The organism is Dankookia rubra (genome assembly GCF_004355005.1).
Lineage (GTDB): Bacteria > Pseudomonadota > Alphaproteobacteria > Acetobacterales > Acetobacteraceae > Paracraurococcus > Paracraurococcus ruber_A.
Genome location: NZ_SMSJ01000036.1, coordinates 1 through 22,902 on the forward strand (window position 1 = coordinate 1; position 22,902 = coordinate 22,902).

Annotated in this window: 13 protein-coding genes; 6 read left to right on the plus strand and 7 right to left on the minus strand. The window is 74.0% G+C overall.

The annotated features are described in order from the left end of the window. Positions 1 to 777: transglycosylase domain-containing protein (locus E2C06_RS21410; protein WP_193560487.1), on the minus strand; the 777-nt coding region annotated here is incomplete at its 3' end. Between the two features lie 12 nt (positions 778 to 789). Continuing rightward, complete coding sequence (locus tag E2C06_RS21415; protein WP_133290654.1) at positions 790 to 5,931, minus strand: alpha-2-macroglobulin; 5,142 nt, start codon at positions 5,929 to 5,931, stop codon at positions 790 to 792. A 331-nt stretch (positions 5,932 to 6,262) separates the two neighbouring features. Between E2C06_RS21415 and E2C06_RS21420 the strand changes: the two genes are divergently transcribed. The 3 genes from E2C06_RS21420 to E2C06_RS21430 are packed head-to-tail and all read left to right on the plus strand — an operon-like array spanning position 6,263 to position 10,789. Beyond that, the gene (locus E2C06_RS21420; RefSeq protein ID WP_133290655.1) at positions 6,263 to 7,354 is read left to right on the plus strand and encodes an efflux RND transporter periplasmic adaptor subunit; all 1,092 of its coding nucleotides are present in this window, start codon (positions 6,263 to 6,265) and stop codon (positions 7,352 to 7,354) included. Between the two features lie 19 nt (positions 7,355 to 7,373). Next, a complete protein-coding gene (locus tag E2C06_RS21425; RefSeq protein ID WP_133290656.1) occupies positions 7,374 to 10,460 on the plus strand; it encodes an efflux RND transporter permease subunit in 3,087 nt (1,028 codons plus the stop codon). Beyond that, on the plus strand, positions 10,457 to 10,789 hold the full coding sequence (locus E2C06_RS21430; RefSeq protein WP_133290657.1) for a DHCW motif cupin fold protein: 333 nt from the start codon (positions 10,457 to 10,459) through the stop codon (positions 10,787 to 10,789). Before E2C06_RS21425 ends, E2C06_RS21430 begins: the two co-directional genes overlap by 4 nt. Before the next feature lie 144 nt (positions 10,790 to 10,933). Here the strand turns inward: E2C06_RS21430 and E2C06_RS21435 are convergent, their stop codons facing one another. The 3 genes from E2C06_RS21435 to E2C06_RS21445 all read right to left on the minus strand — a co-directional run bounded on the left by E2C06_RS21435 (position 10,934) and on the right by E2C06_RS21445 (position 14,425). Continuing rightward, a complete protein-coding gene (locus E2C06_RS21435) occupies positions 10,934 to 12,388 on the minus strand; it encodes an MDR family MFS transporter (protein ID WP_133290658.1) in 1,455 nt (484 codons plus the stop codon). Positions 12,389 to 12,452: 64 nt separating this feature from the next. Next, the gene (locus E2C06_RS21440) at positions 12,453 to 13,460 is read right to left on the minus strand and encodes an NADPH:quinone oxidoreductase family protein (protein ID WP_133290659.1); all 1,008 of its coding nucleotides are present in this window, start codon (positions 13,458 to 13,460) and stop codon (positions 12,453 to 12,455) included. Then, positions 13,460 to 14,425, minus strand: a complete 966-nt coding sequence (locus tag E2C06_RS21445; protein WP_165982544.1) for a Bug family tripartite tricarboxylate transporter substrate binding protein — start codon at positions 14,423 to 14,425, stop codon at positions 13,460 to 13,462. The genes E2C06_RS21440 and E2C06_RS21445 overlap by 1 nt, the downstream gene beginning before the upstream one ends. Positions 14,426 to 14,494: 69 nt before the next feature. On the opposite strand from E2C06_RS21445, the gene E2C06_RS21450 reads away from it, so the two are divergent. The 3 genes from E2C06_RS21450 to E2C06_RS21460 all read left to right on the plus strand — a co-directional run bounded on the left by E2C06_RS21450 (position 14,495) and on the right by E2C06_RS21460 (position 18,436). Next, entirely contained in the window at positions 14,495 to 15,625 is a 1,131-nt protein-coding gene (locus E2C06_RS21450; RefSeq protein ID WP_133290661.1) for a CaiB/BaiF CoA transferase family protein, read from the plus strand. A 31-nt stretch (positions 15,626 to 15,656) separates the two neighbouring features. Further along, positions 15,657 to 16,922, plus strand: a complete 1,266-nt coding sequence (locus tag E2C06_RS21455) for a hydantoinase/carbamoylase family amidase (protein ID WP_165982545.1) — start codon at positions 15,657 to 15,659, stop codon at positions 16,920 to 16,922. Between the two features lie 161 nt (positions 16,923 to 17,083). Then, positions 17,084 to 18,436, plus strand: coding sequence for a tetratricopeptide repeat protein (locus tag E2C06_RS21460; RefSeq protein WP_133290663.1), 1,353 nt, complete (start codon positions 17,084 to 17,086; stop codon positions 18,434 to 18,436). 134 nt (positions 18,437 to 18,570) lie between these two features. Here the strand turns inward: E2C06_RS21460 and E2C06_RS21465 are convergent, their stop codons facing one another. After that, entirely contained in the window at positions 18,571 to 21,630 is a 3,060-nt protein-coding gene (locus E2C06_RS21465; RefSeq protein WP_133290664.1) for an efflux RND transporter permease subunit, read from the minus strand. A gap of 6 nt (positions 21,631 to 21,636) precedes the next feature. Next, positions 21,637 to 22,884, minus strand: coding sequence for an efflux RND transporter periplasmic adaptor subunit (locus E2C06_RS21470; protein WP_133290665.1), 1,248 nt, complete (start codon positions 22,882 to 22,884; stop codon positions 21,637 to 21,639). Between the last annotated feature and the right edge of the window lie 18 nt (positions 22,885 to 22,902).

The following is a 22,902-nucleotide window of genomic DNA, read 5'->3' on the forward strand; positions in this document are numbered from 1 at the left end:
CAGCAGGGCATCGCGCGCGGCGCGGGCGGCCTCGGGGTGGCGGTCGGGCCGCATCGCCTCCGGCCGGCGCGGGATGGCGACCAGCAGCGCCGCCTCCGCCGGGTCGAGCCGCGCCGCCGGCCGGCCGAACCAGGCGAGCGACCCGGCGCGGATGCCCTCGAGGTTGCCGCCCATCGGCGCCAGGGTGAGCCAGATGCCGAGGATCTCGTCCTTCGAGAACCGCGCCTCGAGCTGCAAGGCGCGCAGCACCTCGGCCGCCTTGCTCCGCAGGGTCCGCGGCCGCGGCTCCAGCAGCCGGGCCGCCTGCATGGTCAGGGTGGAGCCGCCGGAGACCACCCGCCCGGCCCGGGCCCATTGCAGCGCGGCGCGGAACAGCGCGAGGGGATCGACGCCGGGATGCCGCCGGAAGCGGCGGTCCTCGGCGGCGACCAGCATGGCGAGGAGGTGGGGCGGGACATCCGCGGCCGTGGTCGCCAGCCGCCAGGTGCCGCCCGGGGCGGGCAGGACCGAGAGGGTGCGGCCCTCGCGGTCCAGGATCTCGGTGCCCGCCGCCCGCAGCCGGGAAAGGTCGGGCGGGCACAGCCGGTCGAGGGCGAGGAGGCCGAGGGCGGCGGCGACCGCCGCCGCCCCGGCCAGCAGGGGAGGCCATGCGCGGGCGCGAAGGCCCGCCGGCGACGCCCCCCGCCGGGACCCCGCCGGCAGGGCGCCGCCGCGCGGCGGCCGGAGCGGAAGCCGATCCCGCCAGCGGCGGCCTGCCCCGGGGAGGGTGGGCGGCATCCGCTGCCTCCCTCAGTCCACCGGCAGCACGGCGACGCGGCCGCCGTTCTGCCGGGCGAAGATCGCCGGCCGGTACATGTCCTCGGCCTGAGCCCCCGGCAGCTCGAACCGCCCCGCGGTCACCGCGCGCAGCCGCACCGCCAGGCGGAAGTCGGGCGCCTCCGGCGTCAGTTCGAGCGCCGCGGCGAAGCGGTCGTCGAGCGCCGGCGTCGCCAGGGTCTCGCTCAGCGTGCCGAGCCAGGGCATCCCCGCGACCTCCCCCGCCGCCAGCCGGCCGACGATCTCCCAGCCCGCCGGCAGCCCCTGCTGGACGATCGCGCGCTGCGCCTGGCCGCCCTCGGCCCGGCCTTCCAGCAGCAGCACGAAGACCTGGTTCTGCCGCAGCGCGTCGAGGTTCAGCGGCTGTCCCGCGAGGTCGAGGAACTTGCGGCCGATGCGCATCCCCGCCCGTCCCGCCGGGGCCGGCTGGGCCGGGATGCCGGTGACCGAGACGCTGGCCCAGAGCGGCGCCTCGCCGAGGTTGCGCGCGGTGCCCGCGGCGGCGAGCGCGACGGCAAGCTGCGGCGCCGGCGGCTCGGCCCGGCCGTTCACCGCGACCCGCACCGGCCGGCCGTCGCGCCCCAGCGCCGCGGCGGCGGCAACCGCCCAGGCCTGTTCCTGGGTATTGGCCTGCGCCGGCGCCAGCTCCGGCCCCGGCAGCCGGCCCATGGCCTCGGGCAGGCGGTCGGCCAGCACGCCGCTCTCCTTCAGCAGCGCCGCGACGGCCAGCGCATCCCGCGCCGCGCTGCCGTAGTCATAGAGCCAGGCCTGCCGCGCCGGGGCGGCGAGCGCGGCGGCGAAGGCCTGCTCCGCGCGCGGCCGGTCGCCGGCCCGGGCGAAGGCGGCGCCGAGCTGCGCCTTGGCCAGCGGGGTCGGCAGCTCCTCGAGCTGTTCCAGCAGCCGCCGCGCCGCACCCAGCCGCGGCTTGCCCGCCAGCGACAGCACCTGCAGCCGGTAGGCCTGGGCGGCGAATTCCTCCGGGCTGTCGGGGGAAACGTCCTCGGCCTGCTCGGCGATCGCCTGCAGCGCCTGGTCCAGCGCCGCGTCGGGAATGGCGGCGCCGGCGGCGCGGGCGCGCAGCAGGGCCTCCGCGGCATAGGCGCCGGTCCACCATTCCGGCTCGCCCTGCGCCGACCAGAGGCCGAATGTCCCGTCGAAGCGCTGCTTGCCGAGCACCGCCTCCGCGGCGCGCTGCAGCCGTGCCGCGCGCGCCTCCGCCGCCTCGCCGAAGCCGGGCATCAGGGCGAAGGCGAGGAGCTGGGAGGCCGATTGCTCCAGGCAGCCATAGGGATAGCGCTCGAGCTGCCGCAGCATCCCCGCCGCGTCGTAGCGCACCGGCCCGCCGAAGCCGGCGGAGGCGAGCCAGCTGCCGGCCACCCAGCGCGCGGGATCGAGCGGCAGCGGCCGCTCCGCCCCGGGCGGGATCTCCTGCGCCGCGACCTCGGTGGTCACGGGGCGGGAGGAGCGGACGGCGATCCGCGCTTCCCGCATTGCGCTGAACCCGTCCGGCCCGCTGACCGTGAGGCGCAGCACCCCCTCCCCCGCCCCGGTGGCGCGGAGCGCGCTGGCCGGCAGCACGCGGGCTCCGGGCGCGAGCATGGCCGACAGCCGCGCCGGGCCGGCCAGCGCGATGGCGCCCTCGGCCGAGAGCGTGGCACCGACCTCGCCCGCCGGCAGGTCGAGGTTGTGCAGCAGCACCGGCAGCCGCGCCTCGTCGCCCGGGGCGAGGAAGCGGGGCAGCAACGCCTCCGCCACCACCGGGTCGCGCACCGTCAGCGGCTTCGCCGCGGCGCCGATCCGCTCGCCGGCCCAGGCGACGGCCATCAGCCGGAGCTCCCCGGCGAAGTCGGGCAGGTCGAGCGCGACCGTCGCGGTGCCGTCCGGGGCGACCGCGACGGGGCCGGAGAAGAGCGCCACGGTCCGCTGCGGGACGTCGATCGCCGCCATGGCGAATTCGTCGCCGCCCTGGCGCAGCACCGCGGCCTCGCCCTCCGGCGGCGGGATCAGCCGGCCGTAGTCGTCGCGGATATCGGTGCCGAGCCGGCGCTTGCCCATGAAATGCCCGACCGGATCGGGCGAGGCGAAGCGGGTCAGCCGCAGGATGCCCTCGTCCACCGCGGCGAGGGTGAGGGTCGCGCCGGAGGCGCCCCAGTCGATGCTCGCCCCCCCGGCGCCGGTCAGCCGGACCGGCACCTCCAGCCGGCGGGAGGGCCGGACCCGCTCCGGCGTGCCGATCGCCACCTCGATCCGGCGCGAGCCGGGATCCACCTGCAGCCAGGCGAGGCCGAGGGCACGGCCGGGATGGCCCTGCCTGGCCTCGCCCGGGCGGAAGGCGGTGACCGCGACATAGGCGCCGGGGCCCCAGGCGGGATCGACCGGGACCTCCACCTCGGTGCCGCCCTCGGCGACCTCGATCTCGCGGATCGAGACCAGCCGGTCCGTCAGCACCGCGAGGCTGGCCGGGCCGGAGAAGGGCGGGGCGATGCGCAGCCTCGCCACCGCGCCCGGCGCATAGGCGCGGCGGTCGGCGGCGAGGTCGACCTTGTCCGGCACCTCCGCCGTCTCGCCGCCCGCCCAGCCCGAGCGGAAGCGGATGGAAGTGATGGCGAGGCCGCCCGGCTCGGCCACCTCCAGCCGGTAGCGGCCGAAGGGCAGCGCGCGGGCGAAGCGCGCCGGGGCGGCGGCGGTCACGGCGAGGTCGGCGCTGTCCACCGCCTCGTCGCGCCAGACCGTCTCGTAGCGGGCCTGGCCGCCCTGGGTGACGATCCGCCAGTCCGGCCTTTCCCGCACCAGCCGGGCGCGCAGCCGTGCCGCCACCGGGTTGGCGTCGCCATCGAGGGCGATGACCTCGAAGCCGGCCTCCGCCCCGGCATCCACCGCGAGGTCGGCAAAGAGCGGCTTCACCCCGATCAGGCGATGCCCGGCGCGCACCGGCAGGGTCAGCGTGGTGCGGGAGGCCCGGCCGCCCGGCTCGTCGATGGCGATGGCGAGGTCCGCCGTCAGCGGCCGGGTGGTGTCGGGCGCCCGCGGCAGGGCGAGCGTCAGGCTGCCCTGCCCCCGGGCATCCAGCGGGTCGATCTCGAAGGGGATCAGGTCGGGGGCGAATTCCTCGTCCACCAGGCCGAAGACGAAGTCCCTGTGCCGGGCGAAGGGCGCGCGCTGGGCCTGCAGGCGCAACTCGGCGCTGCCGGTCAGCCCGGCACCGGGCGCGCCGTAGAGGAAGCGCGCCGCGATGGGCACCGCCAGCGGCTGGCCCGGCACCAGCGGCCCCAAGGGCGTGCCATTCGCCGGGCCGGCGGTGACCTCGAGCCGCTCGGGGACGAAGGCGTCGACCCGGAACTCGGCCCGGCCGATCGGCGGCGCGGCGGGGTCGGCCAGCACCTCCAGCGTCCAGACCCCGGCCGGGGCGCCGGCCGGCAGCGGGATGGGCCAGAGCAGCGCCGCACCCGGCGCCCGGGCCGGAAGGTTCTCCGCGAAGACGCTGCCGTTCGGCCGCTTCACCCTGAGCCGCGCCGGGATGTCGGCCGGCGCGCCGCCGCCGTCGCGCAGCAGCACCGCGGCCTGCACCGTCTCGCCGGGGCGGTAGATGCCGCGGTCGAGCCAGGCATAGGCATCGAGCGGCCCCGGATGCGGCGCCCCGGTCGCGCCGCGGTCGGAAAGGTCGAAGGCCGCGGCGTCGAGGTCGAGCGCGACCAGGTCGTCGCCGAGGGTCGCGTGCAGCGCCCGCGGCGCCATCGGCCCCTGGCCGCGCAGCAGCGGCGCGGCGAAGCGGACGGTGCCGTCGGCCCCGGTCGCCGCCTCGGCCAGGATGTCGTTGGACGTCGCAAGCAGCCGCACCTGCACCCCGGCCAGCGGCCGCCCGGCGCCGAGGCCCCTCGCCTGCACCGCCAGCCCCTGCGGCCCGCGCCAGACGGTCAGCCCGAGGTCGGTGACGATCACCGGCAGCGCCGCCGCCCCGGCCCTGGCACCGTCGGCCGGCCGGGCGATCAGGGCATAAAGGCCGGGGCCGGCGGTCCGCAGCGCCTCCGGCAGGGGCAGGGCGCTGCGCTGGACCCGGTTGGGCTGCAGCGCGGGGAGGTCGACCCTGCCCTCCCAGACCGTGCGGCCCCAGCTCTCCGGCAGGTCGTCCGCCGCCCAGCCGGAGATCGCCTCCCCCACCGTCCAGGTGTTGCGGCCGAAGGGCACCAGGTTGCGCTCGGTCACCCGCACCACCCGCAGCGACAGGGCGGAAAGGTTGACGCTGGCGAGGCCGACCTGCTGCGCCTGGCCGCGCGGCAGCAGGAAGCGGCTGGCGTCGAAGACGATCCGCGCGGCCCGGTCGGGCATGGCGATGCGCAGCACGGCGTCCTTGTTCAGCCGCAGCCCGTCCTCCCCCGGCAGGCCGGCGCGCAGCACGAGGCGGGTGGACTGGCCGTGCGGCAGGCCGGCGACGCAGATCTGCTCGCCTTCCCGCAGCACCGCGAGGCCGGGGATGGGCGGCTCGGCCCGGACCCAGTCCTGCGGCTGCCAGTCCGTGCGCTTCGCCGGCGGCACGGTGAAGCGGAGGCAGGCGCGGGCCGGCTCGGCCTCCGGCTCGGTGTTGATCCCGGCGACCAGCAGGCCGGCGGCGCGGCGGGCCTCGGCCAGCATCTGCCGGTAGCGCGGGTTGTCCGGCGCCCGCTGCAGCACGGCCTGCAGCGCCTGGAGCTGCTGCGCCGGGCGGTCGAGCCGCTGCAGGGCGTCCGCCATCACCAGCAGCCCGGCGATCTCGGGCGGGCCGGAGGGCACCGCCTGGAAGTTCACCCAGGCCGCCTGCAGGGCGCGGGCCGGGTCGGGCGGGGCTTTCTGCAGCAGCGCCCGGGCCAGCGCCAGCCAGTGCTCCGGCCGCGCCTCGCCGCCGCCGACCCGCTCTTCCCAGGCCTGGGCGGCGGCGGCCCAGTTCTGCTGCCGCTCGGCCTGCATGGCGCGGGCCTCGGCCGCGGCGCGCTGCTGCGGCGTGGCGCCGGCGGGGAAGCGGCGGCCGAGCTCGCGCTGGTAGCCCGCGGCGTCGCCGGCGAGGCCGGGCAAGTCGAATTCCTGGGCCCGCGCCGGCGATACGGCGAGGAGCAGGACCAGCAGGGTCAGCAGCAGGCGCATGGGGGGGGCGGCCTCGGGCGGGAATCAGGCGGGCAGGATGGCACAGGAACCGGGCGGAGGTGATGGCCGGACGGCGGGGGCGAGGTCCATTGCGAGCCTTGCAGCAACGCGACGACGGCGCAATTTGGCACAATCGTTGCTGAATTCTGGAAGCGTCACGCCCCGGCCCGCGCCGCCAATCGTTTGGCCGTGCGACCGACCGTGTGGGACGCTTCGGGTTCTTTCGTATAGGATCCGGGTGCCCGTCCCATGGCGCGGGCGGACCAGGGTCGGTCTTTTGGGAACGGAACGGATGATGCCAAGCCTGCCGCGACGGTTGCGGCGCAACCCCATGGCCGCCCTCCTGGCCGGCCTGCTGGCCATCCTGCCTGCCGTGGCGCTCGCGCAGGGCGGCGCCGTTCCCGTCACCACCGACCCGGTGCGGGTCGGCCCGGTGCCGATCGAGATCCTGGCCAACGGCATCGTCGCCTCGGAATCCGTCATCACCATCCGCGCCCGGGTGGACGGGCAGATCGAGCAGGTGCTGGTCGAGGAAGGCCAGCTGGTGAAGAAGGGCCAGCCGCTCTTCATCCAGGACAGCCGCCTCAACCGCGCCCTGCTGGCGCAGTTCGAGGCCAACCTGATCAAGGACCGGGCGCTCCTCACCCGCTATACCGCCGACCTGCTGCGCTACCAGCAGCTGGGCCGGGAGAGCGTGGCGTCGCAGCAGCGCTTCGAGCAGGCGCAGTCGGACGCCGCCTCCGCCGCCGCCCAGGTGAAGGCGGACGAGGCCCTGGTCGAGCAGGCCAAGGTCAATGTCGGCTTCTCCACCATCACCGCCGAGATCGACGGCCAGCTCGGCGCCATCCCGCTGCGCGCCGGCAACTTCGTCCGCCAGGCGGAGAACACCGCGATCACCACCCTGACCCAGCTCGACCCCATCCTGGTGCAATTCTCGGTGCCGGAGCGCTGGCTGAACGAGATCCGCGGCGCGGTGCGGCGGGGGGCGGCCAAGGTGCGGGTCCGGGCGGAGGGCGACGGCCGGGCGCCGGCCGAGGGCAAGCTGGTCTTCGTCGACAGCGCGGTCGACGTCGCCACCGGCACCATCGCCCTGAAGGCGCGGTTCGAGAATGCCGACCACCGGCTCTGGCCCGGCCAGTATGTCCAGGTGGTGCTGGTGCCGCGCGACGAGGAGAATGCCATCTCCGTCGCCGGCCCGGCGCTGCAGACCGGCCAGGACAGCCGCTTCGTCTTCGTGCTCGGCCCGGACGGCGCGGCGCACCGGCGCAACGTCCAGCTGGTCCGCATCACCGGCGACCGCGCCGTGGTGAAGGGCGAGCTGGCGGCCGGGGAGAAGGTGATCGTCGACGGCGCCCAGCGGGTCACCGAGGGCACCAAGGCGGTCGAGCGGGGCTCGACGCAGCAGCGCGTCTCGAGCAACTGAGCCGGCCAGGGGCAGCGCGATGAACATTTCCGAACTCTGCATCCGCCGCCCGGTCATGACCGGGTTGCTCTCGATCGCGGCGATCGTCGCCGGCCTGCTGGCCTACACGAAGCTGCCGGTCGCCGCCGTCCCGCGGGTCGACTTCCCCGTCATCACCATCTTCGCCAACTTCCCCGGCGCCAGCCCGGAGACCATGGCGACCAGCGTCGCCCTGCCGCTGGAGCGCGAGCTGTCGACCATCGCCGGCGTGGACACGATGTCCTCGATCAACGGCCAGGACACCTCGCAGATCACCGTCCAGTTCCAGCTCAACAAGAACATCGACGCCGCGGCGCAGGACGTGCAGGCCGCCCTGACCCGGGCGCAGCGCCGGCTGCCGGTCGACATGCTGGTGCCGCCCAGCTACCGCAAGGTGAACCCGGCCGATGCGCCGGTGGTGCTGCTGACCCTCTCGGGCGGCGACAAGCCGCTCTATTACCTGAACGACATCGTCAGCACGATCATCAGCCCGGCGCTGTCGCGCGTCATCGGCGTGGCGCAGGTGCAGACCTTCGGCGAGCAGCTCTACGCCGTGCGGGTCCGGCTCGACCCCGACCGGGTCGCCGCGATGGGCCTGGCCTTCGACACCACGCTGCAGGCGATCGCGCAGGCGAATTCCTCGACCCCGGTCGGGGTGCTGAACGGCCAGCGGCAGCAGCTGACGCTCCGCGCCAACGACCAGCCGCAGGACGCCGAGGCCTTCGGCAACCTGGTCGTCGCCGGCAAGCCGCAATCGCCGGTCCGGCTGAGCGAGGTCGCCAGCGTCGCCGACGGCGTCGCCAATACCCGCATCGCCGCCTGGCGGAACGAGGACCGCGCGCTGGTGCTGGCGGTGCTGCGCCAGCCCGACGCCAATACGGTCGAGGTGGTGGACGGCGTCCGGAACAGCCTCGAGGGGCTGCGCGCCGCGCTGCCGCCGGGCGCCAAGCTCGAGGTCTTCCTCGACCGGTCCAAGTCGATCCGCGCCGCGGTGCACGACGTGCAGGAGAGCCTGGCGATCGCCATCGGCCTGGTGGTGCTGGTCTGCTTCCTGTTCCTGCGGCGGATCAGCGCCACGCTGATCCCGACCATCGCCGTGCCGATCAGCCTCTGCGTCGCCTTCAGCCTGATGTACGCGCTGGGCTACGGCATCGACAACGTCACCCTGCTGGGCCTGACCATCGCGGTCGGCCTGGTGGTGGACGACGCCATCGTGGTGCTGGAAGCCATCGTCCGGCACATCGAGGAGGGCATGGCGCCGATCCCGGCGGCGATCCGCGGCGCCCGCGAGATCGGCTTCACCGTCCTCTCGATCACGCTCTCCCTGGTCGCGGTCTTCCTGCCGATCCTGCTGATGGGCGGGGTGGTCGGCCGGGTGTTCAACGCCTTCGCCGCGACCGTCACCCTCTCGGTCGTCGCCTCCTGCATCGTCTCCCTCACCCTGACGCCGCTGATGGCCTCCCGCCTGCCGGCGCATGCCAAGCCGTCCTGGCTGGAGCGGGTGCTGGAGCGGGGCTTTGTCGCGGTCGAGCGCGGCTATGCCTGGCTGCTCGACCTCGGGCTGAGGTTCCGCCTCGTCGTCTGGCTGCTCTTCTTCGCCTCGCTCGGCGCCGCCGGCTACATGGCGGTGATCATCCCGAAGGGCTTCTTCCCGGTCGAGGATACCGGGCTGCTGGTGATCAACACCGAAGGGCCGCGCGGCGCCTCCTTCGACGCCATGGCGCAGATGCAGGGCCGGCTCTCCGAGATCCTGCGGGAGAGCCCCTATGTCACCAACGTGGTGTCGAACATCGGCGCCGGCGGGCCCAGCATCTCGATCAACCAGGGCCGCGCCTTCGTCGAGCTGAAGGAGCGCAACGAGCGGCCGGCGATCCAGCAGGTCATCCAGAGCCTGCGCCGCGACGCCGGCCGCATCCCCGGCCTCAGGGTCTTCATCAACCCGATCCAGAACCTCAACTTCGGCAGCCGCATCACCCGGACGCTCTACCTCTACACGCTGCAGGGGCTGCGGCTGGACGAGTTGTACGAATGGGCGCAGCGGCTGGAGAAGAAGCTGCTCGAGCTGCCGCAATTGCAGGACGTCAACACCGACCTGCAGATCGATGCGCCGGTGGTGCAGGTCAACGTCGACCGCGACCGCGCGACGTCGCTCGGCGTCTCGGTCGACAATGTCCGGCAGGCGCTGTTCTCCGCCTTCGGCTCGCGGCAGATCTCGACCCTCTATGGCCAGGCGAACGCCTACCAGGTGATCCTCGAGGCCCTGCCGGAGGACCAGCGGGACGAGACCGGCCTCGCCAAGCTCTACCTGCGGTCGGTCACCGGCAAGCTGGTGCCGCTCTCGGCCGTGGCGCGGATCGAGCGGACCACCGGCCCGCTGAACGTCAGCCACCAGGGCCAGCTGCCGGCCGTGGTGATCGGCTTCAACACCCCGCCCGGCATCGCCCTCGGCGACGCGGTGACCGCGATCCGCGCGGTGGAGCGCGAGATGGGCCTGCCGCCGACCGTCGTCACCGGCTTCTCCGGCGCGGCGCAGGTCTTCCAGCAGGCGCTGGCCGGCCAGGGCGCGCTGGTGCTGGCCGCGGTGCTGATCGTCTATGTCGTGCTCGGCGTGCTCTACGAGAGCCTGATCCACCCGCTGACCATCCTGTCCGGCCTGCCGGCGGCGGCGCTCGGCGCCTTCGCCACGCTCTGGCTCTTCGGGCTGGACCTGTCGGTGATCGCGGTGATCGGCGTGCTGCTGCTGATCGGGCTGGTGAAGAAGAACGCCATCATGATCGTCGACGTCGCGCTGCAACGGCAGCGCGGCGGCGAGGCGCCCTTCACCGCCGTGCGCTCGGCCTGCCTGATCCGCTTCCGGCCGATCCTGATGACGACGCTGGCCGCCGGCGCCGGCGCGGTGCCGATCGCCGCCGGCTGGGGCGCGGCCGCCGAGTTGCGCCAGCCGCTCGGCCTCGCGGTCATCGGCGGGCTCATCGTCTCGCAGATGCTGACGCTGTTCGTCACGCCGGTGCTCTATCTCGGCTTCGAGGGCCTGGCGCGCCGCCTCACCCGGCAGCGCGCCCTGCCGCAGGCGGCGCCGGCAGAATGAGGATCCCCCCGCTTCCCTTCACCGTCACGGACTGGTCGGGCGTCCCGGCCACGCGGCACCCCGGCGAGACCGGGGAGGCGCTGTGGCGGACGCTCAACATCGGCGACCTGCGGGTGCGGATGGTCGAGTACACGCCGGGCTACCTCGCCGACCACTGGTGCGACCGCGGCCATGTGCTGCTGGTGCTGGAGGGCGAGCTGGAGACCGAGCTGCGCGACGGCCGCCGCTTCACCCTGACGCCGGGGGTCAGCTACCAGGTCTCGGATTTCGGCGACGCCGCGCATCGCTCCTCGACCCGCACGGGGGCGAAGCTCTTCATCGTGGACTGAGCAAGAAAAGGCCGGGGAGAAGGTATTCTCCCCGGACCCCTCATCTATTTCTGTGAGTCGGCGGCCGCCGCGTGGCGGCACCCGACCCACAAAAAGGAAGGGTGGGGTTTGGGGAGGGAATACTTTTCCCTCCCCAAGCTTCCCTCACTCCGCCGCCACCCGCTTCACCCCATGCCCGCTCACCGCCTCCCCCGCATCCGGCGCCAGCCGGGCGAAGAAGGGCGCCGATGCCGCGACCACCGCGGCCGCCACCAGGAAGGCCATGGCGAAGTCGGGCACGCCCGGGCTGTGCCGCCCGGCCAGCATCGCGCTCGTCTCCAGCGAGGTCGTCGCCAGCACCACGCCGAGCGCCGGGGCCAGCTGCTGCGCCGTGCCGGAGAAGCTGGTGGCGGCCGAAAGGCGCGCGGCCGGCACATCGGCGAAGGCCAGCGTGTTCAGCGCGGTGAATTGCAGGCTGCGGAACAGCCCGCCCAGCGCCAGCAGGGCAAAGATCAGCGGCAGCGGCCAGGCCGGGGTGAAGGCCGCCGGCAGCGCCACCCCCACCGCCGCGACCAGGGAGGCGCCGATCAGCGCCCGGCGGAAGCCGAAGCGCTTCAGCAGCGGCCGCGCCAGCGGCTTCATCGCCAGCGCGCCGAGCGCCGTGGCGAAGGAGACCAGCCCCGCCTCGGACGCGCTTTTCCCGAAGCCCACCTGCAGCAGCATCGGCACCAGGAAGGGCGAGGTGCCGGCGCCGACCCGGAACAGGGTGCCGGCCAGGGTCGATTGGCTGAAGGTGGGGATCTTGAGCAAGGACAGGTCCAGCGCCGGCCGCTTGACCCGCCGGCAATGCCGGATCGCCGCCCAGCCGAACATCACCCCGAGCACCAGCCCGACCTGCGGCATCCCCTGCGGCACCACGCCGCGGCCGATCGTCTCCAGCCCGAACATGAACAGCGCCAGCGCCGCGCCGATCAGGAACAGGCCGATCCGGTCCGGCGGGCCGGGGTTGCCGGGCGGGATGGCCGGGATCTTCCAGGCGACCAGGGCGAGGCCCAGCGCGCCGATCGGGACGTTGATGAGGAAGACCGATTGCCAGCCGAAGGCATCGGTCAGGAAGCCCCCCAGCGGCGGCCCGCTGATCGGGCCGATCATGGCCGGCATGGTCAGCCAGGCCATGGCGGAGAGCATCTCCTCCTTCCTGATCTGCCGCAGCAGCAGCAGCCGGGCGACCGGCACCATCATCGCCCCGCCGACGCCCTGCAGGACACGCGCGGCGATCAGTTCCGCCACCCCCGTCGCCCGGCCGCAGAGGATGGAGGCCAGGGTGAAGACCACGATCGCCGCCATGAAGACGCGCTTGGCGCCGAACCGGTCCGCCACCCAGCCGGAGACCGGGATGAAGACGGTCAGCGCCACGAGGTAGGAGGTGATGGCGGCGCCGAGCCGGGCGGGCTCCACCGCCAGGTCGCGCGCCATGGCCGGCAGCGCGGTGGCGACCGCTGAACTGTCGAGGTTCTGCATGAAGAGCGCGCTGGCGACGATGGCCGCGATCATGCGCGGGTCGGCTGTCCTGGCGGGCAGGGTCGGGGGCGCGGGTTCCGCCCCGCTGGTCTTGGTCATGCGACCAACCTAGTCCCGATGCCCCCGGGCGGGAACGGCCGAGGCCGTGATCCTGCCTTGCAAATCAGACAGGAGCGCCCGGCCGGATGACCACACGGCCGACGGCGTGGCGAGCCCGGACCTCGGCCATGGCCTCCCGGAAGTGATCGAGCGGGAAGCTGGCATGGACCTCCGGCCGCAGCTTGCCGGCCGCCCACCAATCGACCAGCTGCTGCCAGAGCGCGCGGGCGCGCGGGGCGTGGAGGTGCCGTTTGTCGCCCGGCGACCAGCCGACATAGGTGCCCCAGTTCAGCCCGGCGACCGCGATGTTCTTCAGCAGCAGCAGGTTGACGGGCAGGGTCGGGATGCCGCCCGCCGCGAAGCCGATCGTCACCATCATCCCGCCATCGCCGAGGCAGCGCAGGTTGTCGTCGAAGACCGGCCCGCCGAGCGTGTCGAGCACCGCCGAGACGCCGGCGCCGCCCGTCGCCTCCCGCACCGCCTCGCGGAAGGGCAGCGCGCTGTCGAGCACCAGGTCGGCGCCGCGGCTTTCCGGGACCTGCCGCTTGGCGGCGCCGCAGCGGGCGATGACCCGGGCGCCGAGCGCCTTGGCGATCTCGACGCCGGCCAGCCCGACCCCGGCCGCGGCGCCGTGCACCAGCACCCATTGGCCCGGCTCCATCCGCGCCCGCCACATCAGGGCGGAGCCGGCGGTCGGGTAGCTGATCGGCATGGCGACGGCGGCGTCGAGCGGCAGCCCTGGGGGGATCGGCACGACATGAATGGAATCGGCCACCGCCTCCTCCGCCAGCCCGCCCCAGTCGAGCACGGCAAACACGCGGGTGCCGGGCGGCAGCGGGTCCGCCACGTCCGGCGCGCTTTCCAGCACCGTCCCGGCGATCTCGGTCCCCGGCGTGAAGGGCAGCGGCGGCTTCCGCTGGTACTTGCCGGCGACGACCAGCTGCGTGGCGAAGCTGACGCCCGAGGCCTCGACCCGGATGCGCACCCCGCCCGGCCGCAGCGGCGGCGCCGGGACGTCCTTCACCTCCAGCGCGTCGAATTCGCGCCAGCTCTCGCAGAGAAGGGCGCGCATCAGTCGAGCGTCACGCGCGCGTCGCGCACGAGCCTTCCCCAGCGGTCGTATTCGCGGGCGCAGAACGTGGCGAATTCCTCCGGCGTGTCGGCGACCGGCTCGGCGCCGAGGGTGGCGAGCTTCTCCCGCACCTCCGGCACGGCGACGGCGGCGGCGACCGCCTGCTGCAGGCGGCCGACGATGGGGCCGGGCGCCTTCGACGGCGCCCAGATGGCATACCAGGTGGCGATGTCGAAGCCGGGCACCCCGGCCTCGGCCACCGTCGGCAAATCGGGATAGGCGGCGACGCGCTTCGCGGTGGTGACGGCCAGCGGCCGCAGCAGCCCAGACCGCACCGCGCCGGCGCTGGAGGGGATGCTGTCGAACATCAGCTGGATATTGCCGGATATCAGGTCCTGCACCGCCGGTCCGGCGCCGCGATAGGGCACGTGCACCATCTCGGTCCCCGTCATCAGCTTGAACATCTCCCCCGCGAGGTGCAAGGCCGAGGCATTGCCGGACGACGCATAGGACACGCGCCCGGGATTGGCCCGGAGATAGGCGACCAGCCCGGCGATGCTGCGGACGGGCAGGTTGGGGTTCACCACCGCGACCAGCGGCACCATGGCCATGTTGGTCACCGGGGTGAAGTCGGCCAGCGCGTCGAAGGGCATGGCCCGGTTCAGGTGCGGGATGATGACATGGATGGAGGCGTTCATCAGGAAGGCCTGCCCGTCCGGCGCGGCACGGGCGATGACCTCCGAGCCGATGACGCCGGAGGCGCCGGCGCGGTTCTCGATCACCATGGGCTGGCCGAGGTCCTGCGCCAGCCGCGCCGCGACCACCCGCCCCAGGATGTCGGTCGGCCCGCCCGGCGGGTAGGGCACGACGAAGCGGACCGGCCGCGAGGGCCAGTCGGTGCCCTGCGCCAGGGCCGCCGGCGCCGCCAAACACCCGCCCAATGCAAGCCGCCGCGTGATCGCCATGCCCGACATCCCTTCCCCTCGCCGCCGTTCCGGGCAGGATAGGGGCGGAAACGTCCGGGGGAAAACGCCATGGCCGACAGCTTGCAGCCCTATCGGGGCCTCTTCGTGCTGGATGCCAGCCAGGGCATCGCCGGCCCCTATTGCGCGACCCAGCTCGCCGCCTGCGGCGCCACGGTGGTGAAGATCGAGCCGCCCGCCGGCGACTGGTCGCGCGGCCTATCGACGCGGGAGGGCACCCAGAGCGTCATGCATGTCGCCTTCAACCGCGGCAAGCGCAGCGTGATGCTGGACCTGCAGTCCGAGGCCGGCCGCGCCGCCATGCTGAAGCTCGCGGCCGGGGCCGACGTGATGCTGGAAGCCTTCCGGCCCGGCGTGGCGCAGCGGCTCGGCCTGGTGCCGGCGGCGGGCAAGCCGGACGTGGTCTTCCTTTCCGTCTCCGGCTTCGGCCAGCAGGGGCCGCATTCCGAGCGCCCCTGCACCGACAGCGTGATGCAGGCCTATAGCGGCATGGTCTCGCTCAATATCGGCATGGACGGCGTGCCGCACCGCACCGGCCAGATCATGGCCGTGGACATGGTGACCGGCCTCTCCGCCTTCATCGCGGTGCAGGCGGCGCTGGCCGAGCAGGCGCGCGACCGGGTGGCGGGGGCGACGCCGCGGGCGCGGGTGCTCGACGTCTCCCTGATGCAGAGCGCCGCGGCGCTGATGGGATTCAACATCGCCGAGCAGGGCATGCTCGGCCGCGTCCCGCCGGTGGCCAACATGCCGGCCGGCACCTACCAGGGCAGCGACGGACACTGGTTCATGGTCGCCCTGCTGCGGGAGCCGGACTACCTCCAGTTCTGCGGCATCATCGGCCGGCCGGACCTCGCCGCCGACCCGCGCTTCGCCAGCTTCGCGCTGCGGGCGGAGCACCGCGACGCCCTGCTGCCGGAGATCCGCGCCGCCGCCGCCACCCAGCCCGCCGCCGAATGGGTGCGGCGCTTCCAGGCGGCGCGGATGCTCTGCGACCTCGTGAACACGCCGCTCGACTGGCTGGCCGACCCGCATGTGCAGGCGGTCGGTGCGGCGGTGCCGCTGGACCAGCCGGGCCTCGGCACCCTGCCCTTCCCCCGCTTGCCCGGGCTCGGGCCCTGGAGCGTGCCGGCGCCGGGCCTCGGCGAGCATACCGAGGAGGTGCTGCGGGAGATCGGGCTGTGATCCGGCGCGTGACCGGCGGGGCGCGCCGCCCGTGACCCTCGCCGAAGCCGTCGCGGCGCAGACACCCCTGGTGCAGCGGCTGCTGGACGGCGTCGCCGCCATCGGCGCCGACTCGCCCGGCATCACCCGCGAAGCCTATGGCCGCGGCGAGAACGAGGCGCAGGCGGCGATCGTCGCGGCCGGCGCGGCGCTGGGCCTTGAGGCGCGGCGCGATGCCGGGGCGAACCTGTCCCTCCGCTGGGCCGGCACCGACCCGGCCGCACCGCCGGTCCTGATCGGCTCGCATCTCGACAGCGTGGTGCAGGGCGGCAATTTCGACGGCGCGGCGGGGGTGGTCGCCGGCCTCGCCGCGGTCGCCGCGCTGCAGGCCGCCGGCATCCGGCCGCGGACGGACATCGAGGTGCTGGCGCTGCGCTGCGAGGAAGCCGTGTGGTTCGGCCTCGGCCTGATCGGCAGCCGCTGCCTGCTGGCCCGGCTGCCGCCCGGCGCGCTCGACCTGCCGCATGCCCGCAGCGGCCTGACGCTCGCCGAGAGCATCGCCGCCAACGGCGGCGACCCGGCGAAGCTCGGCCAGCCGCTGCGCGACCCGGCGCGGCTCGGCGCCTATCTGGAGGTCCATATCGAGCAGGCGCCGCAACTGATGGAGGCCGGCGCGCCGGTGGCGATCTGCCTCGCCAATCCCGGCAACGTGCGGCACCCCTTCATCCGCATCACCGGCGAGGACGCGCATACCGGCCTGCCGCACCGCTTCCGCCGCGACGCCGCGCTGGCCGCGGCCGACCTGGCGCTGTCGCTGGAAGCCATGTGGCTGGCGGAGGAGGCCGAGGGCCGCCCCATGGCCGTCACCATCGGCCGCTTCCACACGCCGGCGGAGCGGCACAGCCTGACCATGGTCTCCGGCCGCTTCGAGCTGAGCCTCGACCTGCGGGCCTATTCGGCGGCGCACCTGCAGGCGCTGGAGGCGAAGCTCGGCGCGGTCGCCGCCGAGGTCGCGGCGCGGCGCGGCGTGCGGATCGCGCTCGGCGAGCGCAGCGCCGCGGCGCCGGGCCCGATGGACCCGGGGATCGTCGAAGGCCTGGCCGCGGCGGCGGCGCGCGCCGGACTGGAAGCGCCGCGGCTGAACAGCCCCGGCAGCCACGACGCGAACAATTTCGCCGCGGCCGGCGTGCCGACGGGCATGCTGCTCGTCAGGAACCGCAACGGCAGCCACAACCCGGACGAAGCCATGGAGACCGGCGATCTGATGGCCGCCGTCGCGGTCCTGGTGCATTGGCTGGCGGAACACACGGGGCCGTAAAGGCCGGGGAGGAAAAGGCATTTCCTCCCCAGACCCCAGCTTTGCCTTCTGTGAGTCCGGCACCCGCCGCGCGGCGAGTGCCGGACTCACGAAAATAGAAGAGGGTCCAGGGAGGATGCTTCCTTCCTGGCCTTCCAACGAACGCAGGGAGGAGCATTCCGATGCCGCAGGACGCCCAGGGCAACACGATCTCGACCAGCAACGCCGAGGCCGCCCGCGCCTTCGACCACGCCATCGCCGGCTATCTCGGCTACCGCTTCGACGCGTCGCAGCGTATGCAGGCGCTGCTGGCCGCCGACCCGGACTGCGGCATGGCGCATGCGCTGAAGGCCGCCTTCCTCATGCTCGGCTACAAGCAGGCCTTCGTGCCGGTGGCGAAGGAGTCGATCGCCACCGCCGCACGGCTGACCGCGCGCGCGACGCCGCGGGAGCAGGCGCATGTCGCCGCCCTCGCCGCCTGGTCGGAGAACGAGATGGACCGCGCGCTTGCGGCCTGGGAGGGCATCCTGGCCGAGCATCCGCGCGACATCCTCGCCTTCCGGCTGCACCACTTCTGTTCCTTCTGGCTGGGACGGCCGGAGACGATGCTGGCCTCGGTCGAGCGGGTGCTGCCGCGCTGGGGCCGGGAGATCCCGGGCTATGGCGGCGTGCTCGCCTGCCGCAGCTTCGCCAACGAAGAAGCGGGGAACTACACCATCGCCGAGGCGGCCGGCCGTGCCGCCATCGCGCTCGACCCCGGCGACCTCTGGGCGGCGCATGCGGTGGCGCATGTGCTGGAGATGCAGGGCCGCCGCAGCGAGGGCATCGCCTGGATCCAGGGGCTGGAGCCGCACTGGGAAGGCGGCAACAACATCATGCACCATCTCTGGTGGCACCGGGCGATGTACCACCTGGAGCAGCGCGACTTCGACGCGGTGCTGTCGCTGTACGACACGCGCTTCCGCAACCTGGCGAGCCCGGTGACGCAGGCGCAGCCCGACCTCTACATCGACGTGCAGAACGCCGCCTCCATGCTGTTCCGCCTGTCGCTGCACGGCGTGCCCGCCGGCGACCGGTGGGAAGAGCTGGCGGACAAGGCGGAGGCGCGGATCGGCGACACGCTCTCGGCCTTCACCCTGCCGCACTGGATGATGGCGCTCTGCGGCGCCGGGCGCTGGGCGGCGGCGGATCGGCTGCTGGACTCGCTGCGCGACGCGGCGCGCCGCAATGCCGGCACCAACGGGCCGCTGATCGCCCGCTACGCCTTGCCGGTGGCGGAAGCCGTGCTGAAGCATGCGCGGGGCGACAATGCCGGCGCGGTCGCCGCGATGCGGCCGGCGTTGCAGGGGATGTACCAGCTCGGCGGCAGCCACGCGCAGCAGGATGTCTTCGAGCAGCTCTTCCTGCATGCCGCGATGAAGGCGGGCCAGGCCGGCGACGCGCGGATGCTGCTGGAACGCGTCGCCGGCCGGCATCCGGTGCCGCCGGAGCGGCGCGTGGGCTATGCGGAGGCGGCGCGCAGCGTGGCGCATTGAAAGGCCGGGGAGGGAAACAGGTGTTCCCTCCCCGAACCCCTCCCTTCCCTTTCGTGGGTCGGGTGCCGCCGCGTCGCGAGTGCCGATTCAAAGGAATAGATGAGGGGGTCCGGAGAATACCTTCTCCCCCGGCCTTAACCGCGCTGCCGCCCGGCCACCCACGGATAGAGCGTCGGCAGCACCAGCAGCGTCAGCATGGTCGCCGTCACCAGCCCGCCGATCACCACCGTCGCCAGCGGCCGCTGCACCTCCGCCCCCGCGCTGGTCGAGACCGCCATCGGCAGGAAGCCTAGGCTGGCGACGGTCGCCGTCATCAGCACCGGGCGCAGCCGCAGCATCGCCGCGTCGCGCGCCGCCGCCATGGCGTCCTTCCCCGCCTGCCGCTGCTCGACGATGGTGCTGACCAGCACCACGCCGTTCAGCACCGCGATGCCGAACAGCGCGATGAAGCCGACCGCGGCCGAGATGCTGAAGGGCAGGTCGCGCAGCCAGAGCGCCAGCACCCCGCCGGTCGCGGCGAAGGGCACGTTGACGAAGATCAGCGCCGAGAGCCGGAGGCTGCGGAACATCACGAAGAGCAGGCCGAAGATCAGCGCCAGCGCCGCCGGCACCACCACGGTCAGCCGCGCCGTCGCCTCCTGCAGGTTCTGGAACTGGCCGCCCCAGTCCATCGAATAGCCGGGAGGCAGGCGGACCTGGCGCTGCACCGCGGCCTGCGCCTCGGCGACGAAGCTGGCGATGTCGCGGCCGCGCACGTTCGCCTCCACGGTGATGCGGCGGCGGCCCTTCTCGCGGCTGACCTGGGCCGGGCCGTCCTCCACCACCACCCGCGCAAGCTGGGTCAGCGGGACGGCGCGGCCATTGGCATCGGCGATGCGGAGTTCGCGGATGCGGTCGGGATCGGCGCGGTCCTCCGGCCGCAGCCGGACCCGGATGTCGAAACGGGCATTGCCCTCGACCAGGGTGCCGACGGTCCGCCCGCCCAGCGCCTCGACCACGTCCAGCACGTCCGAGGCATTGAGGCCGTAGCGGGCCACCGCCTCCCGGTCGATGATGATCCGCAGGTAGGGCTGCCCGGCGGTCTGCTCCGCCTTCACGTCAGCCGCGCCCGGCACCCGCGCCACCGCCTGCACCGTGGCCTCGGCGGCGCGGCGCAGCGCCGCCGGGTCGTCGCCGTAGATGATGACGGCGAGGTCGGAGCGCACGCCCTGCAGCAGGTCCTGCATGCGCATCTCGATCGGCTGCGACCAGGAGAGCTGCAGCCCGGGCACCTCGCGCTCGAGCGCCGCGGCATAGGCGGCGATCAGCCCCTCGCGGTCGGGCGCGGTGGTCCATTCCTCGCGCGGCGTCAGGATGATGAAGCTGTCGCTCTGCTCGACGCCCATCGGGTCGGTCGGGATCTCGGAGCTGCCGGACAGGCTGACCACGGTCCTCACCTCGGGGAAGCGCAGCAGCGTCCGCTCGACCAGCGTCGTCGTCTCGACCGCGGTCGAGAGGCCGATGCTCGGCAGCTTGGTGATGGTGACGGCCAGCGCGCCTTCGTCGAGGCGCGGGATGAACTCGGCGCCGAGCCGGGTCGCCAGGATGCCGCTGCCGACCAGCAGGGCGAGCGCGATGCCGATGGCCGGCACCGGGTGCCGTTCCGACCGTTCCAGCAGCGGGGCATAAGCGCGGCGGACCCGGGCGACGACCCAGCTGTCGTGCTCGGATACCGGGCCGCGCAGCGCGAAGCTCGCCAGCACCGGCATCAGCACCAGCGTCAGCACCAGCGAGGCGACGAGGGCGAAGATCACCGTCAGCGCCATCGGGCGGAACAGCTTGCCCTCGACCCCCTGCAGGCTGAGCAGCGGCAGGTAGACGACGGTGATGATGGTGACGGCGAAGAGGATGGGACGGCCGACCTCGTGCGCGGCCTCCCGCACCACCTGCTCGACCGGGCGCTGCGGCGCCTCGCCGCGGCGGCGGACGACGTTCTCGATCATCACCACCGCGCCGTCGACGATCAGGCCGAAATCGATGGCGCCGAGGCTCATCAGGTTGCCGGAGATCCCGGCATGCACCATGGCCGTGGCGGCGGCCAGCATGGAGAGCGGGATCGCCAGCGCCACCACCAGCCCGGCGCGGATGTTGCCCAGCAGCACCAGCAGCACCACGACGACCAGGACGGCGCCCTCGACCAGGTTCTTCGCCACGGTGTGGATGGTGCGGCTGATCAGGTCGGCGCGGTCGTAGTAGGGCGCGATCACGACGCCCGGCGGCAGGCTCTGGCCGATCGTCCCGACCGCCGCCCTGACCCGCTCGCCCACCTCCCGCGTGTTCTCGCCGAGCAGCATCAGGGCGACGCCGACCACCACCTCGCCCCGTCCGTCGCGCGTCACCGCGCCGAGCCGCGGGCGCGGCGCCGGGGCGACGCGGGCGATGTCGCGGACATAGAGCGGCACGCCGCCCTCCCCGGTCCGCAGCACCACGCGGCCGATATCCTCGGGGTCGGCGATCAGCCCCTCGCCGCGGATCACCGCCTGCTCGCCGTTCCGCTCCAGCGTCGCGCCGCCGCGGGCGCCGTTGTTGCGCTCGATCGCGGCGAAGACCTCGGCGAGCGAGAGGCCGTAGCGGGTCAGCGAATCGGCGGCGACCTGCACCTCGTAGGTCTTCAGCTCGCCGCCATTGGCATTGACGTCGATGACGCCCGGCACTTGGCGCAGCCGGGGGGCGATCTGCCAGTCGAGGATGCTGCGCAGCTCCATCAGGTCGCGGCCGGCGCCGCGCACCTCGAATTGGAAGATCTCGCCCAGCCCGGTCGAGACCGGCCCCATCTGCGGCGTGCCCGCCCCGGGCGGCACCTGCACCGCGGGCAGGCGGGAGAAGACCAGGTTGCGCGCGGCGTAGATGTCCATCTCGTCGGCGAAGCGGACATAAACGACCGAGAGCCCGTAGCGGGAGACCGAGCGCAGGGTCTCCATCCGCGGCAGGCCCTGCAGGGCTAGCTCGACGGGGAAGGTGATGAAGCGCTCGACCTCGAGCGGGCCGAGGCCGGGCGCCTGGGTGATGACCAGCACCTGGCGCGGCGAGATGTCGGGCTGCGCGTCGATCGGCAGGCGCTTCAGGTCATAAAGGCCCATCGCCACCAGCAGGCCGACCAGCATCAGCACGACGATGCGGTTGGCCAGCGCGGCATCGACCAGGCGGGCGATCATCGGGGGTCAGTCATGCGCGTCGACCCGGCTCTGCAGCAGCAGGGCCTTGAGGCGGAAGCTGCCCTCGGCGGCGACGAGGTCGCCGGCCGCCAGCCCCTCGGCGATCTCCGTCATGCCATCCTGCCGCAGGCCGGGCCGCACCGGGCGGGGGGCGAAGCGGGTCGGCGCCAGCGCGAGGAAGACCACGGGCTGGTCGTCCACCGATTGCAGCGCCGCATCCGGCACCAGCAGCCCGTCGCGGCCGAGCGGCGCGGCGATCTCGACGATGGCGAACATGTTCACCTTCAGCGCGCCCTCGGGATTGGGGATCTCGCAGCGCACCCTGGCGGTGCCGGTGCGGGCGTCCAGCTGGTCGGCGACATAGGCGACCCGGCCGGGGAAGCGGCGCCCCGGCCAGGCCTCGACCGCGATGGCGACCGTGGCCCCCGGCCTGACCGCGGCCAGGTCGCGCTCCGGCACATCCGCCATGACCCAGACCACGGAAAGGTCGGCCAGCGTGAAGATCTCGCGGTTGGTGTCGACCAGCTCGCCCGGCGTCGCGCCGATCGCCAGCACCGCGCCGTCGAAGGGCGCGAGGATGCCGCCGCGGGCATCGGTCGGGGTCGGCGCCGAGAGGCGCACGGCATCGGCCGGGTCCTGCGCCATCGGCCCGGCCGGGCTGTAGCGGGTCAGCATCTCCCGCCAGTGCTCCACCTCGGTTGCCTTCGTCTGCACCGCGGCATCGGCCCGGGCCAGGTCGGCGCGGCGCCGTTCCAGCTCGCTCTGCGCGACGGAGCCGGCGCGGACCAGCTCGGCCGCCCGGTTCAGCGCGGCGCGGGCGGTCTGGGTCTCCGCCTGGGCCTGGCGCAGCGCCGCCTCGGCGCCGGCCAGCTGGTGCCGCGCCTCGGCGAGGTCGAGCGCGTCGAGGATGGCCAGCCGCTGGCCGGTCCGGACCCGGTCGCCGATCGCCACCTCGATCGCCTGCACCCGGCCGCGGGCGAGCGGCTGAATATGCGCCAGGCGCAGCTCGTTGAAGCCGACGCTGCCGGTGACGCGGATGGTCCGCACCAGCGGCCGGCGCTCCGCCGCCGCGGTGCGCAGGCCGAAATTGGCGGCCGCCTCGGCCGAGAGCGTCACCTCCTGCGGCAGGGCAGCCTCCTCCGCCGCGGTGGCCGGCGCGGGCGGCACCGGCGCGGCGGTGTGGCCGAGCAGGTAGCCCGCCACGCCCGCCGCCGTCGCGGTGGCGCCGAGCAGCAGCACGTCACGGCGCGTCATGGCGCGGCGGCGGTCCCT